This is a genomic window from Mycobacterium sp. NGS59, assembly GCF_059812345.1.
In genome coordinates this window covers 92,018-107,316 of record NZ_JCALCN010000005.1, presented here as the reverse complement: position 1 = coordinate 107,316, position 15,299 = coordinate 92,018, and the positions used below count along the sequence as shown (strand labels likewise).

The window sequence follows — 15,299 nt, the reverse complement described above, 5'->3', positions numbered from 1 at the left end:
CAGTAACATGGACCGCAATCGTGGCGTAGCACGCTGAGTTCGCAGCCGAGGCGCTCTAGGTGTGTTGGGTTCGACGGTGAACACGAGGAGGTCAGGCCGTGGAGGTTGTAGTCACTGGCGGGGACACCGATCTGGGGCGCACGGTAGCCGAGAGCTTCCGTGACGACGGCCACAAGGTGACCCTGGTAGGCGCCCGGGGCAGCGACCTCGAGGTCGCCGCCAAAGAACTCGACGTCGACGCGATCGTCTGCGACACCACCGACCCCGCCAGCCTCCAAGAGGCTCGCAACCTTTTTCCGCATCATCTGGACACCATCGTCAACATCCCGGCACCTACCTGGGATGCGGGCGATCCGCGCACCTACTCGCTGTCCGACACCGCCACCGCGTGGCGCCGGACCCTGGACGCGACCGTGCTCTCCGCGGTGCTGACCGTCCAGTGCGTCGGTGACCACCTGCGCTCCGGCGGCAACATCATCAGCGTGCTGCCCGAGAACCCCGCCACCGGCAGCGTCGACGCGGCGATCAAGGCCGCGTTGTCCAGTTGGGTCAGCGGGCAGGCCGAGGTCTACGGCACCCGCGGCATCACCGTCAACGCCGTCGCCTGCGGCCGCAGCGCACAGCCCGGCTATGACGGTCTGTCCCGCACCCCGGCTTCCGTCGCGGCCGAGATCGCCCGGCTGTCGCTGTTCTTGACCACCCCGGCGGCCCGGCACATCACCGGTCAGACACTGCACGTCAGCCACGGCGCGCTGGCTCAGTTCGCCTGATCAGCGCGGCGCTCAGCGCCGATCGCTACGGTAAGAGCCGTGACTATTCGGCTTGGTTTCCAGATTCCCAGATTCTCTTACGGCACGGGTGTGGAGAAGCTGTTCCCCACCGTCGTCGCACAAGCGCGCGAAGCCGACGCCGCCGGCTACGACTCGCTGTTCGTGATGGACCACTTCTACCAACTGCCCATGATCGGCAGTCCGGACGAGCCGATGCTGGAGGCCTACACGGCGCTGGGCGCGCTGGCCACCGCGACCGAGCGGCTGCAGCTTGGCACCCTGGTCACCGGCAACACCTACCGCAACCCCGCCCTGCTGGCCAAGATCATCACCACCCTGGACGTGGTGAGCGGCGGACGGGCGGTTCTGGGCCTCGGGACGGGCTGGTTCGAACTGGAACATCGCCAGCTGGGCTTCGAGTTCGGCACCTTCACCGACCGGTTCAACCGGCTCGAAGAGGCGTTGCAGATCATCGATCCGATGATCAAGGGCGAGCGGGCGACCGTCTCCGGCGACTGGTACACCGCCGAATCCGCACTGGCCGAACCCCGCTACCGCGACCGCGTCCCGATCCTCATCGGGGGCAGTGGCGAGAAGAAGACCTTCGGCATCGCCGCGCGCTACGCCGACCATCTCAACATCATCGCGGCATTCGACGAACTGCCCCGCAAGATCGACGCCGTCAAAGCCCGGTGCGAGGAAGTCGGTCGGGACCCGGCGACACTGGAGACCAGCCTGATGTTGAGCGTGATACTCGACGAGAACGCGAAACCGGAACACCTGCCGGAAAACGTCAGTGCCCGGATGGCGATCGGCGGGCCCGCTCAGATCGCCGAGCAGGTCCAGTCCCGGGTGCTCGACGCGGGAGTGGGCGGGGTGATCATCAACCTGCCGAACGGGCACCTTCCCGGGGTGATCACCGCTGCCGCCGAAGCGCTGCGGCCGCTGTTGGGCCTCTGACCGCACGCCGCGATCGTTAGTGTGGCTCATTACACAGGCCCGTGGCTGGGTTTTGCCGGGGTGGGTTGACTAGGCTCAAAAGTGTTAATAGCTAACTGAAGTCGCCCGTCAAGGAGACCCCGTCAGGAGCAGCGGAAACATGAGCAGTAAGCCAGAACCCACTGTTGAACCGCGCCCTCGCCATCGGGTGGTGATCATCGGGTCAGGCTTCGGCGGACTCAATGCGGCAAAGAAGCTCAAGCGTGCCGACGTCGACATCAAGCTGATCGCGCGCACCACCCATCACCTGTTTCAACCCTTGCTGTACCAGGTGGCCACCGGCATCATCTCCGAGGGCGAAATCGCGCCACCCACCCGAGTGGTACTGCGTAAGCAGCGCAACGTGCAGGTGCTGCTCGGCAACGTCACCCACATCGACCTGGCCCGCCGGGTCGTGGTGTCGGAGTTGCTCGGCCACACCTACGAGACGCCCTACGACAGCCTGATCATCGCCGCCGGCGCGGGCCAGTCTTATTTCGGCAACGACCATTTCGCCGAGTTCGCCCCCGGGATGAAGTCCATCGACGACGCGCTGGAACTGCGTGGCCGTATCTTGAGCGCCTTCGAACAGGCCGAGCGGTCCAGCGACCCGGAACGACGCGCCAAACTGCTCACCTTCACCGTTGTCGGCGCGGGTCCCACCGGCGTCGAGATGGCCGGGCAGATCGCCGAATTGGCCGAACACACCCTCAAGGGGGCGTTTCGGCACATCGACTCGACCAAAGCTCGGGTGATCCTGCTCGATGCCGCCCCCGCCGTGCTGCCGCCGATGGGTGAGAAGCTCGGCGAGCGCGCCGCCAGACGGTTGGAGAAGCTGGGCGTGGAAATCCAGCTCGGTGCCATGGTCACCGACGTGGACCGCAACGGCATCACCGTCAAGGACGCCGACGGCACCGAGCGGCGCATCGAGTCGGCGTGCAAGGTGTGGTCCGCCGGTGTGCAGGCCAGCAGGCTGGGTCGTGACCTGGCCGAGCAGTCCGACGTCGAACTCGACCGGGCCGGCCGGGTGCAGGTGTTGCCCGACCTGTCGATCCCGGGACACCCCAACGTCTTCGTCGTCGGCGACATGGCGGCCGTGGAAGGTGTACCGGGCGTGGCGCAGGGAGCGATCCAGGGCGCCAAGTACGTCGCCAACAACATCAAGTCGGAGCTGGCCGGTGCCGACCCAGCGGAGCGAGAGCCGTTCCAGTACTTCGACAAAGGGTCGATGGCCACGGTGTCGCGGTTCTCGGCGGTGGCCAAGATCGGGCCGCTGGAATTCAGCGGCTTCATCGCCTGGCTGATCTGGCTGGTGCTGCACCTGGTGTACCTGATCGGTTTCAAGACCAAGATCACCACGCTGCTGTCCTGGACGGTGACGTTCCTGAGTACCCGCCGCGGTCAGCTGACCATCACCGATCAACAGGCGTTCGCTCGAACGCGCCTCGAACAACTGGCGGAGTTGGCGGCCGAAGCCCAAGCGAGCGCGGTCACCAAAGTAGCCAGCTGACCGTCACGCCTCCAGGTTCTGCAGTCGCACCTGGCCGCGCGCGACCAGCCGACCGTCGTCGTCGGTGATCGTCACCTGCCACAGCTGCTGGCGGCGGCCACGGTGCACCGGATCGGCCGTGCCGTAGACGGTGCCTGATTTGATGGCACGCAGGAAGTCGGTGTTGTTGTTGACGCCCACCACGTTGCCGCCGCCATGCTCGGCCAGCCAGGTGTAAGCCGCCACGCTCGCCATGCTCTCGATCATCGAGCAGTAGACCCCGCCGTGTACCAGGCCCATCGGCTGCAGCAGCGCGGGCTTGACCTCGAGTTGCGCGCGTGCCCCGTCGGGACTCAGTTCGGTGAACCGCAGACCAAGCTGCTGGTCGAACGGGGCGGAGAACTCGACGGAATCCGGGTCAGGCGCAGGCGACACGCCCTTGTGTCTACACGACTCGTCTCCGGTTGTTGTCCACCCCCGAAAAACAGGCGAGCCCCGTGCACCAGGCACGGGGCTCGCCGATCGAGTAGACCGGGGGTCACTGCAGCCCTCAGGACACTTCCGCGGTCCTTGTTGCTCGACCACAGCTAGCATAGGCAAGGCTGCCCTAATATTGCAAGCATTGATTGCGTAGGGTGTCTGGAAGAGTCGTTCAACGAAATGCCGATTCGCGCAACATCGGGTACGACACTCGGTAGTAAGCCGGAGTACGCTGGTACCAACGCTCAGGAGATGAACTATGGCCAAGCTGACGCGGCTGGGGGATCTGGAACGGGCCGTGATGGATCACCTGTGGTCCATGACCGAACCGCAGACCGTACGCCAGGTGCACGAAGCGTTGTCGGCGCGCCGCGACCTCGCGTACACCACCGTGATGACCGTTTTGCAGCGGTTGGCGAAAAAGAACCTGGTCTCCCAGATCCGCGACGACAGGGCGCACCGCTACGCCCCCGTCCACGGCCGCGACGAACTGGTCGCCGGGTTGATGGTCGACGCGCTCGCCCAGGCGCAAGACTCCGGCAGTCGGCAAGCCGCGCTGGTGCACTTCGTCGAACGTGTCGGGGCCGACGAGGCCGATGCGCTGCGCCGCGCACTCGCCGAATTGGAAGCGCACCACCGCAATTCGCCATCTGCTGGACCTCCGGCCGACGACTGAGGGACAATTACAGCGTGTCCGCGCTGGCCTTCACCATCCTCGCGGTGCTGCTGGCCGGCCCGACACCGGCTGTGTTGGCCCGCGCCGCGTGGCCGTTGCGCGCTCCCCGGGCCGCGATGGTGCTCTGGCAGGCCGTCGCGCTGGCCGCGGTGCTCTCGACATTCAGTGCCGGCATCGCCATTGCCAGCAGGTTGCTGATGCCCGGTCCGGACGGTCGGCCCACTGCCGGGATCCTGGACGCCGAGAGCCGCCTCGGGTGGCCGCTGTGGGCCGCCTACCTCACCGTCTTCGCCCTGACCGTCCTGGTCGGGATCCGGCTCATGGTGGCGGTGCTCCGGGTCGCCATCGCAACCCGGCGCCGACGGGCGCACCACCGCATGGTGGTGGATCTGGTCGGGCGGGATTCGGTGCGCGCCCAACCGTGTGCGCGCACCCGCGACCTGCGGGTGCTGGACGTCGAGCAACCCCTGGCCTACTGCCTGCCCGGGGTGCGCAGCCGCGTCGTGGTCAGCGAAGGGGCGCTCAATACGCTGACCGACGCCGAAGTCACCGCGATCCTGACCCACGAGCGGGCCCACCTGAGGGCCCGTCACGACCTCGTGCTGGAGGCATTCACCGCCGTACACGCCGCCTTCCCCCGCGTGGTGCGCAGCGCCAACGCGCTCGGAGCGGTGCGACTGCTGGTGGAATTGCTGGCCGACGACACCGCGGTACGGGTCACCGGGCGCACCCCGCTGGCCCGGGCGCTGGTCGCCTGCGCGTCCGGACGGGCGCCGTCGGGGGCCCTGGCCGCGGGCGGACCCAGCACCGTGGTTCGGGTGCGCCGGTTGTCCGGCCGCCCGAACAGTCTGATGTTGTCGGTGGCCGCTTATCTGGCGGCGGCGGCGGTCCTGGTGGTACCCACTATCGCGCTGGCCGTGCCCTGGCTGACCGAGCTGCACCGATTGGTCAGCGTCTAGGCCGAGCCCACCCGTGTAGCGCCGTCAGTCCGTTGTGACAGTGTGTTTCCGAACAGCTTCCGCACATGCTCGAGCAATAGTTCGCCAACCCCGAGAGGCAGGACATGAGTTCGTCGGATTCGCCAACCGCGACCGCGCAGATCGGAGTCACCGGCCTGGCGGTGATGGGCTCGAACCTGGCCCGCAACTTCGCGCGACACGGCTACACCGTCGCGCTGCACAACCGATCCGTGGCAAAGACCGACGCGCTGCTGCAAGAGCACGGCTCGGACGGCAACTTCGTCCGCACCGAGACGATCCCGGAATTCCTTGCCGCCCTGGAAAAACCGCGACGCGTCATCATCATGGTCAAGGCCGGTGACCCCACCGACGCCGTCATCAACGAGCTCGCCGACGCGATGGAAGAAGGCGACATCATCATCGACGGCGGCAACGCCCTTTACACCGACACCATCCGTCGGGAGAAGGCGATCCGCGAGCGGGGCCTGCACTTCGTCGGCGCCGGGATCTCCGGCGGCGAGGAGGGGGCGCTGAACGGACCGTCGATCATGCCCGGCGGGCCGGCCGAATCCTACGAATCGCTGGGGCCACTGCTCGAAGAGATCTCCGCGCACGTCGACGGCGTGCCGTGCTGCACGCACATCGGCCCCGACGGCGCCGGGCATTTCGTCAAGATGGTGCACAACGGCATCGAATACTCCGACATGCAGCTGATCGGTGAGGCCTACCAGCTGCTGCGCGATGCACTGGACAAATCGGCGGCGGAGATCGCCGACGTCTTCGACGAATGGAACAAGGGCGACCTGGACAGCTTCCTGGTGGAAATCACCGCCAAGGTGTTGCGCCAGACCGATGCGAAGACCGGCAAACCGCTCGTCGACGTCATCGTCGACGAGGCCGAGCAGAAAGGCACCGGCCGGTGGACGGTGAAGTCGGCGCTGGATCTCGGGGTGCCGGTCACCGGCATTGCCGAGGCGGTGTTCGCCCGTGCGTTGTCGGGTTCGGTGGCTCAGCGCAAGGCGACCACCGGACTGGCTTCCGGCGAACTGCGCGACAAACCGGCCGACCCCGAGCAGTTCGTCGAGGACGTCAAGAAAGCCCTGTACGCGTCGAAGATCATCGCCTACGCCCAGGGCTTCAACCAGATCCAGGCCGGCAGCGCCGAATACGGCTGGGATCTCACCCCGGGCGATCTGGCGACCATCTGGCGCGGCGGCTGCATCATCCGGGCCAAGTTCCTCAACCGGATCAAGGACGCGTTCGACGAGGACCCCGACTTGCCGACGTTGATCGTCGCCCCCTATTTCCGCAGCGCGATCGAGGCGGCCATCGACAGTTGGCGTCGGGTGGTGGTGTCTGCCACACAGTTGGGTATTCCGATTCCGGGGTTCTCGTCGGCGTTGTCCTACTACGACGGGTTGCGGACCGAACGGCTGCCCGCCGCGCTCACCCAGGGCCTGCGTGACTTCTTCGGCGCGCACACCTATGGCCGCACCGACGAGGACCGAAGCAAGAAGTTCCACACCCTGTGGAGCGGAGACCGAAGCGAAGTTCCTGCCTGACACGATGAAGTTCCTTGATGGGCACCGCCCGACGTTCGACCTGACCTACAACGACGTGTTCGTGGTGCCGAACCGGTCCGAGGTGGCGTCGCGGTTCGACGTCGACCTGTCCACCGTCGACGGTTCCGGGACCACCATTCCGGTGGTGGTCGCCAACATGACCGCCGTCGCCGGACGCCGCATGGCCGAGACGGTCGCCCGCCGCGGCGGCATCGTCATCCTGCCGCAGGATCTGCCGATCCCCGCGGTGCAGCAGATGGTGCAGTTCGTCAAGAGCCGCGACCTGGTGCTCGATACGCCGGTGATGCTGGCGCCCGACGATTCGGTGTCCGACGCGCTGGCGCTGATCCACAAGCGCGCCCACGGCGTCGCGGTGGTGGTGTTCGAGGGTCGGCCGATCGGCGTGGTGCGCGAGGCGTCGTGCGTAGGGGTGGACCGGTTCACCCGGGTGCGCGACGTCGCGGCCACGGACTTCGTCACCGCGCCGGTGGGCACCGAACCGCGCAAGATCTTCGACCTGCTCGAACACGCGCCGATCGACGTGGCGGTGGTGACCGGTCCCGACGGTGCTCTGGCCGGTGTGCTGACCCGCACCGGGGCGATCCGCACCGGCATCTACCACCCGGCCGTCGACGCCGCGGGCCGGCTGCGCATCGGTGCGGCCGTCGGTATCAACGGCGACGCGGCAGCCAAAGCTCAGGCTCTCGCCGAGGCCGGGGTGGACCTGCTGGTGATCGACACCGCACACGGGCACCAGGTCAAGGCCCTCGAGGCGATCAAGGCGATCGCCGCGCTGGATCTGGGTATCCCACTGGCCGCCGGAAACGTGGTGTCCGCCGAGGGCACCCGCGACCTGATCGAAGCCGGTGCCGGCATCGTCAAGGTCGGGGTGGGTCCGGGTGCGATGTGCACCACCCGGATGATGACCGGCGTCGGCCGCCCACAGTTCTCTGCTGTCGTCGAATGTGCTTCTGCGGCAAGGGATTTGGGTGGCCATGTGTGGGCGGACGGCGGTATCCGGCATCCGCGGGACGTGGCCCTGGCGCTGGCCGCCGGAGCGTCCAACGTGATGATCGGGTCCTGGTTCGCCGGCACCTACGAGTCCCCCGGCGATCTGATGCGTGACCGTGAGAACCAGCCGTACAAGGAGAGCTACGGGATGGCGTCCAAGCGGGCGGTCGTCGCCCGCACCGGCGCGGACAGCCCGTTCGACCGCGCCCGCAAAGCGCTGTTCGAAGAGGGCATCTCGACGTCGCGGATGGGACTGGACCCGGACCGCGGCGGCGTCGAGGACCTGATCGATCACATCACCTCCGGTGTGCGCAGCACCTGCACCTACGTGGGCGCGGCGAACCTGGAGGAGTTGTACGAGCGGGCGGTGGTCGGCGTGCAGTCGGCCGCGGGGTTTGCGGAGGGGCATCCGCTGCCCACCGGTTGGTGAAACGCTGATGAACCACTCCAGCACCGTGGTCAGCGTGCTGGCCATTCTGGCGCTCACCTTGGGGACCGCGGTGTTCGTGGCCGCCGAGTTCTCATTGACGGCGTTGGATCGCAGCGTCGTGGAGGCCAATGCCCGCAGCGGCGCCGGTCGGGACCGCTTCATCCGGCGGGCCCACCGCCGGCTGTCGTTCCAGCTGTCGGGCGCGCAGCTGGGTATCTCGATCACCACCCTGGGTACCGGCTATCTGATCGAGCCGCTGGTGGCCGATCTCCCCCACTCGTGGCTGGACCGGCTGGGGACTCCCGATCGGCTGGCCGGTGCCGTCACCGGGTTTCTCGCGCTGGTGGTGGTGACCTCGGTGTCGATGATCTTCGGTGAACTGGTGCCCAAGTACCTGGCGGTGGCCCGACCGCTGCGTACCGCACGCGCCGTCGTGCTCCCGCAATGGTTGTTCTCGGTGGTGTTCACCCCGGCGATCCGGCTCACCAACGGGGCGGCCAACTGGATCGTGCGCCGGCTGGGCATCGAGCCGGCCGAGGAGTTGCGCTCGGCCCGTACGGCGCAGGAGCTGGTGTCGCTGGTGCGCACCTCGGCACGCAGCGGGTCGCTGGATGACGTCACGGCGGCGTTGATGCACCGCTCGCTGCAGTTCGGCGCCCGCACGGCCGAGGAGCTGATGACCCCCCGGCCCAAGATCGTGGCCCTGCAGACCGATGACACCGTCGCCGACCTGATCGCCGTCGTCGCCGACACGGGTTTTTCCCGGTTTCCGGTCGTGCGCGGCGACCTCGACGAGACCGTCGGCATCGTGCACGTCAAGCAGGTGTTCGCGGTCCCGCCGGCCGAGCGGGCGACCAGGCTGTTGACGACGGTCGCGCGGCCGGTCGCGGTGGTGCCGTCGACGCTGGACGGCGACGCGGTGCTGGCGGCGATCCGCGCGCATCCGCTGCAGACCGCCATGGTGGTCGACGAGTACGGCGGCACCGCGGGCATGGTCACCGTCGAGGACCTGATCGAGGAGATCGTCGGAGACGTCCGCGACGAACACGACGACGCGACACCCGATGTGGTGGCATCCGGCAGTGGTTGGCGGGTCTCGGGCCTACTGCGGATCGACGAGGTGCAAACCGCGACCGGCTACCGCGCTCCCGAGGGGCCTTACGAGACGATCGGCGGGCTGGTATTGCGGGAGCTCGGACACATTCCGGAGGCCGGCGAATCGGTCGAGTTGCCCTCGCTGGACCGTAACGGCCTGCCCGACGAGTCGGTGCGCTGGCAGGCGAAGGTGGTCGAGTTGGACGGCCGCCGTATCGACCAGCTCGAGCTCACCGAGGTCGGCGCGCCCGATACCGGCTCGCACCGGGGCAGCCGATGAACTCCCTCCTGGCGTTGCTGTTGGCGGTCCTGCTGATCGCGCTCAACGGCTACTTCGTGGGTGCCGAGTTCGCCCTGATCTCGGCGCGGCGCGACCGCCTCGAGGCGCTGGCCGAACAGGGCCGGGCCAGCGCCGTGACGGTGATCCGGGCCGGCGAACAGCTGCCGGCGATGCTGGCGGGTGCGCAACTGGGTGTCACGGTGTCCTCGCTGCTGCTCGGACGGATCGCCGAACCGGCGGTGGCCCAGGTGTTGCGAACCTGGCTCGGCCTGGCCGGCATCTACCCGGCGTTGATGCACACGTTGGCGTTCGTGGTCGCGTTGGCGCTCGTGGTGACCCTGCACGTGCTGCTGGGCGAGATGGTGCCCAAGAACATCGCGCTGGCCGGTCCGGAACGCACCGCGATGTTGCTGGTCCCGGCGTACCTGCCTTACGTGCGTGTCGCGCGACCGATCATCGTGTTCTACAACAAGTGCGCCAATGGGATATTGCGGCTGCTGGGCGTTGAGCCCAAGGACGAAATCGACAGCACCGTGTCCACGGCGGAACTGTCCGAGCTGATCGCCGAATCGCTGTCCGAAGGTCTGCTCGACCACGAGGAACACGTCCGGCTGACCCGGGCTCTGCAGATCCGCAGCCGGGTGGTCGGCGACGTCGCGGTGCCGCTGGCCAAGGTTCATGCGGTGTCGGTGGCCGAGGCCGGCTCGGGACCCACCATCGGTGCCGTCGAGCAGGCCCTGGCCCAGACCGGCTATTCCCGTTTTCCGGTGGTGGACCGCGACGGCAGCTACATCGGCTACCTGCACATCAAAGACGTGCTGGCGCTCGGCGACGACCCCCAGACCGTGATCGACCGGGCCCTGGTCCGAGCCCTGCCGCAAGTGCCCGAGTCGCTGGGACTGCCCGATGCGCTGTCGCGGATGCGTCGCAGCAACAGCCACCTGGCTCTGGTGACCGCCAGTGACGGCGCGGCCGGGAGCGAAGTCGTCGCGCTGGTGGCGCTGGAAGACCTGGTGGAGGACCTGGTGGGAAGCATGCGTGAGGTGGCGCCCCGCGATTGAGTGGCCGTAGCCCCGTATGATTTGGGCGTTCTCATGAGCGTTGCCACAAAGCAATTCACCGTGCTCGCAACCTTGCCGCGGGCCAACCCGTCAGCGCGCCATGACCTGGTACGGCGAATCGGCCAGGCTACGCTCGTCACGCTGCCGCTCGGTAGGCTGACGGTAGCTAACTGGGTCCAGCAGAGGGCGGTGCGAGGGTGCTGAGGGGCCGGTAAAGGCCATTACGGAGGAGAATCATCATGACTGATCGCGGGGCCGAGCGGGTTACCCAGGGCAACTTGCAGGTTGCCAGGGTTCTCTATGACTTCGTGAACAACGAGGCCCTGCCCGGCACCGGCATCGATCCGGACAGCTTCTGGGCGGGCGTGGACAAGGTGGTCACCGACCTCACCCCCCGCAACCAGGAACTGCTGAAGACCCGCGAGGAGCTGCAGGCCCAGATCGACAAGTGGCACCGGCACCGGGTGCTCGAGCCGCTCGACCCGGAGGCCTACCGGCAGTTCCTCACCGAGATCGGATATCTGCAGCCCGAACCGGACGACTTCACGATCACCACCTCCGGCGTTGACGACGAGATCACCAGCACCGCGGGTCCGCAGCTGGTGGTCCCGGTGCTCAACGCGCGCTTCGCATTGAACGCCGCCAACGCGCGGTGGGGCTCGCTGTACGACGCGCTCTACGGCACCGATGTCATCTCCGAAGCGGACGGCGCCGAGAAGGGCACCAGCTACAACAAGGTGCGCGGCGACAAGGTCATCGCCTATGCCCGCCGGTTCCTGGACGGTGCCGTGCCGCTCGCGTCGGGCTCGTGGTCGGATGCGACGGGTATCAGCATCGTCGACGGCCAGCTGCAGATCGACGCCGGCGGCCAGTCCACCGGCCTGGCCAGCCCGGAGAAGTTCGCCGGGTACCGCGGCGAACTCGGGTCACCCAGCTGGTCGGTGCTGCTGGTCAACAACGGGCTGCACATCGAGATCCTGATCGACCCGGAGGACTCGGTCGGCAAGACCGACGCCGCGGGCATCAAGGACGTGGTGCTGGAGTCGGCGATCACCACGATCATGGACTTCGAGGACTCGGTGACCGCGGTCGACGCCGACGACAAGGTGCTGGGCTACCGCAACTGGCTGGGCCTGAACAAGGGTGACCTGGCCGAGGAGATGAACAAGGGGGGCAAGACCTTCACCCGCCGGCTCAACGCCGACCGCACCTACACCACGCCGGACGGCGGCGAACTGATCCTGCCCGGGCGCAGCCTGTTGTTCGTGCGCAACGTCGGCCACCTGATGACCAACGACGCCATCGTCGACGGTGAGGGCAACGAGTTGCCCGAGGGAATCCAGGATGCGCTGTTCACCGGGCTGGCGGCGATCCACGGCCTGCGCAGCGGCGACCAGAACGGCCCGCTCCTCAACAGCCGCACGGGTTCGGTGTACATCGTCAAGCCCAAAATGCACGGACCCGACGAGGTCGCCTTCACGTGCGAGCTGTTCAGCCGCGTCGAGGACGTCCTCGGGTTGCCTCCGGGCACGCTCAAGGTCGGCATCATGGACGAAGAGCGCCGCACCACGGTCAACCTCAAGGCCTGCATCAAGGCGGCCGCCGACCGCGTCGTGTTCATCAACACCGGATTCCTGGACCGCACCGGCGACGAGATCCACACGTCCATGGAAGCCGGCCCGATGATCCGCAAGGGCGCGATGAAGAACAGCGTCTGGATCAAGGCCTACGAGGACGCCAACGTCGACACCGGGCTCGCCGCCGGCTTCAAAGGCAAGGCACAGATCGGTAAGGGCATGTGGGCGATGACCGAGCTGATGGCCGACATGGTCGAGCAGAAGATCGGCCAGCCCAAGGCCGGCGCCACCACCGCGTGGGTGCCCTCGCCGACCGCGGCCACCCTGCACGCCATGCACTACCACCAGGTCGACGTGGGCGCCGTACAGGACGAGCTGCAGGGTCAGAAGCGCACGACGATCGAAGAGTTGCTCACCATCCCGTTGGCCAAAGAGCTGGCCTGGGCGCCGGAGGAGATCCGCGAGGAGGTCGACAACAACTGCCAGTCGATCCTGGGCTACGTGGTGCGCTGGGTCGAGCAGGGCGTCGGCTGCTCCAAGGTGCCCGACATTCACAACACCGCCCTGATGGAGGACCGCGCGACGCTGCGCATCTCCAGCCAGCTGCTCGCGAACTGGTTGCGTCACGGCGTGATCACCAGCGAGGACGTCCGGGCCAGCCTGGAGCGGATGGCGCCGCTGGTCGACAAGCAGAACGAGGGCGACCGGGCTTACCGGCCGATGGCTCCTGACTTCGACGACAGCATCGCGTTCCTGGCCGCCGAGGAATTGATCCTGTCCGGCGGTCAGCAACCCAGCGGATACACCGAGCCGATCCTGCACCGCCGCCGTCGGGAATTTAAGGCCCGCGCGGGTGGGTAGGCACAGCAAGCCCGATCCCGAAGATTCGGTCCCAGAAGAGGATTCAGAGTTCGGCGCCGAGCCGGCCGCCGGCGGATCCGAGCCCGAGCAGCAGCCGCCGGACCTTGCGCCGTCCCAGGATTTCGGCTACCGGGACGAAAGCGCTTGGTCGCCGTTCTCGACAGAACCCCAGTATCCGGATGAGGACCGCGGCGCCGACGACGCGGATGCGGGTGCCGACGACTACCCCGACTTTGGTTTCCGGGAGCCAGACGCGGAACCGCCGTCGTCGGAGGCTTCGGCCGCCACGCCTCCTCCCCCGCTGTCCAGCGCCGGTCAGCGTGGCCAGAACGACTGGCAGGGCGGGCACCGCAGCACCGGCGGCCGACGTGGGGTGAGCGTCGGGGTGATCGTGGCGCTGGTCACCGTGGTCTTAGTGGTCGCAGGAGTGATCCTGTGGCGGTTCATCGGCGACGCGTTGTCGAATCGGTCGCACTCGGCGGCTGCGCGTTGCGTCGGAGGCAAGGATTCCGTCGCCGTCCTGACCGATCCTTCCATCGTCGACCCGATCAAAGGGCTGGCCGACAGCTACAACGCCCAGGCCGGCCCGATCGGTGACCGCTGCGTCACCGTGACCGTCAAGTCGGCCGGCTCCGACGCGATCCTGAGTGGGTTCGTCGGCAAATGGCCGGGTGACCTGGGCAACCAGCCGGGGCTGTGGATCCCGGGCAGTTCGGTGTCCGCTGCACGGCTGGCCGGGGCCACGGGCAAGCAGACCATCAGCGACAGCCGCTCGTTGGTGACCTCACCGGTAGTCCTGGCCATCCGGCCGGAGTTTCAGCAGGTACTGGCCAAACAGGACTGGGCCGCGCTGCCGGGCCTGCAGTCCAACCCCAATTCGATGGCCGGACTCAACCAGCCGTCGTGGGGGTCGCTGCGGCTGGCGATGCCGATCACCGGCAACAGCGACGCGTCCTTCCTGGCCGGTGAGGCCATAGCGGCCGCGTCGGCGCCCGCAGGGTCCCCACCGGACGCCGGCATGGGCGCGGTGCGCACCCTGATGAACGCGCAACCAAAGCTCGCCGACGACTCGTTGAACGAGGCGTTCAACGCGCTGCTCAAAGCCGGGGACGTGGCAGCGGCGCCGGTGCATGCGGTGGTCACCACCGAGCAGCAGCTGTTCCAGCGCGGCCAGTCGACGCCGGATGCCAAGAGCAAACTGGCTTCGTGGACTCCGCCGGGGCCGGTCGCGGTCGCCGACTATCCGACGGTGCTGCTCAGCGGGTCGTGGTTGTCGCAGGTGCAGACGACGGCGGCCAGTGAGTTCGCCCGGTTCCTGCACAAGCCCGAGCAGCTGGCCAAGCTGGGTAAGGCCGGATTCCGGGCGGACGGCGTCAAACCGCCGAGCAGCCCGGTGACCACCTTCCCGGCAATACCGGCGACGCTGTCGGTAGGCGACGAGGCGACCCGGGCCACGCTGGCCGACACCATGGCCTCGCCTTCGGCCGGGGTGGCCGCGACCATCATGCTCGACCAGTCGTTGCCGGTCGATGAAGGCGGCGGCAAGACCCGCCTCGCCAACGTCGTCGCCGCGCTCAGCAACAGGATCAAGGCGTTGCCCCCGACCGCGGTGATCGGCCTGTGGACGTTCGACGGCCACGAGGGCCGCTCGGAGGTGGCAGCCGGTCCGCTGACCGACCAGGTCAACGGCCAGCCGCGTTCGGCGGCGCTGCTTGGGGCACTGGACCGGCAGTACTCGTCCGGTGGAGGCGCGGTGTCGTTTACCACGCTGCGCATGATCTATCAGGAGATGCTGGCCAATTACCGTGCCGGGCAAGACAATTCGATCCTGGTGATCACCGCCGGACCGCACACCGACCAGTCTCTGGACGGGCCCGGGTTGCAGGAGTTCATCAAGAACGCCAACGACCCGGCCAGACCGGTCGCGGTCAACGTCATCGACTTCGGCGGCGACCCGGACCGCGCCACCTGGGAGGCCGTCGCCCGACTCAGCGGCGGCAGTTACCAGAACCTGCCGACGTCGGCGACGCCGGAACTGGCCACCGCGGTCAACAACTTCCTGAGCTGACC

The 15,299-nt window shown here is 67.6% G+C and carries 12 protein-coding genes; 11 read left to right on the top strand and 1 reads right to left on the bottom strand.

Annotated elements, in window-relative coordinates; translation table 11 throughout:
* Positions 1 to 98 precede the first annotated feature (98 nt).
* The 3 genes from AC5Y46_RS08305 to AC5Y46_RS08295 all read left to right on the top strand — a co-directional run bounded on the left by AC5Y46_RS08305 (position 99) and on the right by AC5Y46_RS08295 (position 3,258).
* On the top strand, positions 99 to 770 hold the full coding sequence (locus AC5Y46_RS08305; RefSeq protein WP_499946820.1) for an SDR family oxidoreductase: 672 nt from the start codon (positions 99 to 101) through the stop codon (positions 768 to 770).
* Positions 771 to 809: 39 nt separating this feature from the next.
* The gene (locus AC5Y46_RS08300) at positions 810 to 1,730 is read left to right on the top strand and encodes an LLM class F420-dependent oxidoreductase (protein ID WP_499990661.1); all 921 of its coding nucleotides are present in this window, start codon (positions 810 to 812) and stop codon (positions 1,728 to 1,730) included.
* A gap of 139 nt (positions 1,731 to 1,869) precedes the next feature.
* On the top strand, positions 1,870 to 3,258 hold the full coding sequence (locus tag AC5Y46_RS08295) for an NAD(P)/FAD-dependent oxidoreductase (protein ID WP_499946822.1): 1,389 nt from the start codon (positions 1,870 to 1,872) through the stop codon (positions 3,256 to 3,258).
* 3 nt (positions 3,259 to 3,261) lie between these two features.
* On the opposite strand, the gene AC5Y46_RS08290 is transcribed toward AC5Y46_RS08295, so the two are convergent.
* Positions 3,262 to 3,672 (bottom strand): PaaI family thioesterase, encoded by a 411-nt coding sequence (locus tag AC5Y46_RS08290; protein WP_499990658.1) that lies wholly within the window; start codon positions 3,670 to 3,672, stop codon positions 3,262 to 3,264.
* A gap of 304 nt (positions 3,673 to 3,976) precedes the next feature.
* Here AC5Y46_RS08290 and blaI point away from each other — a divergent pair, with 304 nt between their 5' ends.
* The 8 genes from blaI to AC5Y46_RS08250 all read left to right on the top strand — a co-directional run bounded on the left by blaI (position 3,977) and on the right by AC5Y46_RS08250 (position 15,297).
* Positions 3,977 to 4,393, top strand: coding sequence for a transcriptional repressor BlaI (gene blaI / locus AC5Y46_RS08285; protein ID WP_499942391.1), 417 nt, complete (start codon positions 3,977 to 3,979; stop codon positions 4,391 to 4,393).
* A gap of 14 nt (positions 4,394 to 4,407) precedes the next feature.
* The gene (locus AC5Y46_RS08280; RefSeq protein ID WP_499942393.1) at positions 4,408 to 5,352 is read left to right on the top strand and encodes a M56 family metallopeptidase; all 945 of its coding nucleotides are present in this window, start codon (positions 4,408 to 4,410) and stop codon (positions 5,350 to 5,352) included.
* A gap of 104 nt (positions 5,353 to 5,456) precedes the next feature.
* Positions 5,457 to 6,914 (top strand): NADP-dependent phosphogluconate dehydrogenase, encoded by a 1,458-nt coding sequence (gnd, locus tag AC5Y46_RS08275; RefSeq protein ID WP_499990655.1) that lies wholly within the window; start codon positions 5,457 to 5,459, stop codon positions 6,912 to 6,914.
* A 4-nt stretch (positions 6,915 to 6,918) separates the two neighbouring features.
* Positions 6,919 to 8,355 (top strand): GuaB1 family IMP dehydrogenase-related protein, encoded by a 1,437-nt coding sequence (locus tag AC5Y46_RS08270; RefSeq protein WP_499990653.1) that lies wholly within the window; start codon positions 6,919 to 6,921, stop codon positions 8,353 to 8,355.
* A 7-nt stretch (positions 8,356 to 8,362) separates the two neighbouring features.
* Complete coding sequence (locus tag AC5Y46_RS08265; protein ID WP_499942398.1) at positions 8,363 to 9,730, top strand: hemolysin family protein; 1,368 nt, start codon at positions 8,363 to 8,365, stop codon at positions 9,728 to 9,730.
* Positions 9,727 to 10,791 carry a hemolysin family protein gene (locus AC5Y46_RS08260; protein WP_499990651.1) on the top strand — a complete coding sequence of 355 codons (1,065 nt, stop codon included), beginning with the start codon at positions 9,727 to 9,729 and terminating at the stop codon, positions 10,789 to 10,791. Before AC5Y46_RS08265 ends, AC5Y46_RS08260 begins: the two co-directional genes overlap by 4 nt.
* A gap of 239 nt (positions 10,792 to 11,030) precedes the next feature.
* Positions 11,031 to 13,229 carry a malate synthase G gene (locus AC5Y46_RS08255; RefSeq protein ID WP_499990649.1) on the top strand — a complete coding sequence of 733 codons (2,199 nt, stop codon included), beginning with the start codon at positions 11,031 to 11,033 and terminating at the stop codon, positions 13,227 to 13,229.
* Positions 13,222 to 15,297, top strand: a complete 2,076-nt coding sequence (locus AC5Y46_RS08250) for a substrate-binding domain-containing protein (protein ID WP_499990648.1) — start codon at positions 13,222 to 13,224, stop codon at positions 15,295 to 15,297. The genes AC5Y46_RS08255 and AC5Y46_RS08250 overlap by 8 nt, the downstream gene beginning before the upstream one ends.
* Positions 15,298 to 15,299 lie beyond the last annotated feature (2 nt).

Excerpts from the sequence above, each read along its gene's own strand:
- AC5Y46_RS08295 (WP_499946822.1), top strand. The coding sequence starts at position 1,870 with ATGAGCAGTAAGCCAGAACCCACTGTTGAACCGCGCCCTCGCCATCGG.
- blaI (WP_499942391.1), top strand. The coding sequence starts at position 3,977 with ATGGCCAAGCTGACGCGGCTGGGGGATCTGGAACGGGCCGTGATGGAT.
- gnd (WP_499990655.1), top strand. The coding sequence starts at position 5,457 with ATGAGTTCGTCGGATTCGCCAACCGCGACCGCGCAGATCGGAGTCACC.
- AC5Y46_RS08270 (WP_499990653.1), top strand. The coding sequence starts at position 6,919 with ATGAAGTTCCTTGATGGGCACCGCCCGACGTTCGACCTGACCTACAAC.
- AC5Y46_RS08265 (WP_499942398.1), top strand. The coding sequence starts at position 8,363 with ATGAACCACTCCAGCACCGTGGTCAGCGTGCTGGCCATTCTGGCGCTC.
- AC5Y46_RS08260 (WP_499990651.1), top strand. The coding sequence starts at position 9,727 with ATGAACTCCCTCCTGGCGTTGCTGTTGGCGGTCCTGCTGATCGCGCTC.
- AC5Y46_RS08255 (WP_499990649.1), top strand. The coding sequence starts at position 11,031 with ATGACTGATCGCGGGGCCGAGCGGGTTACCCAGGGCAACTTGCAGGTT.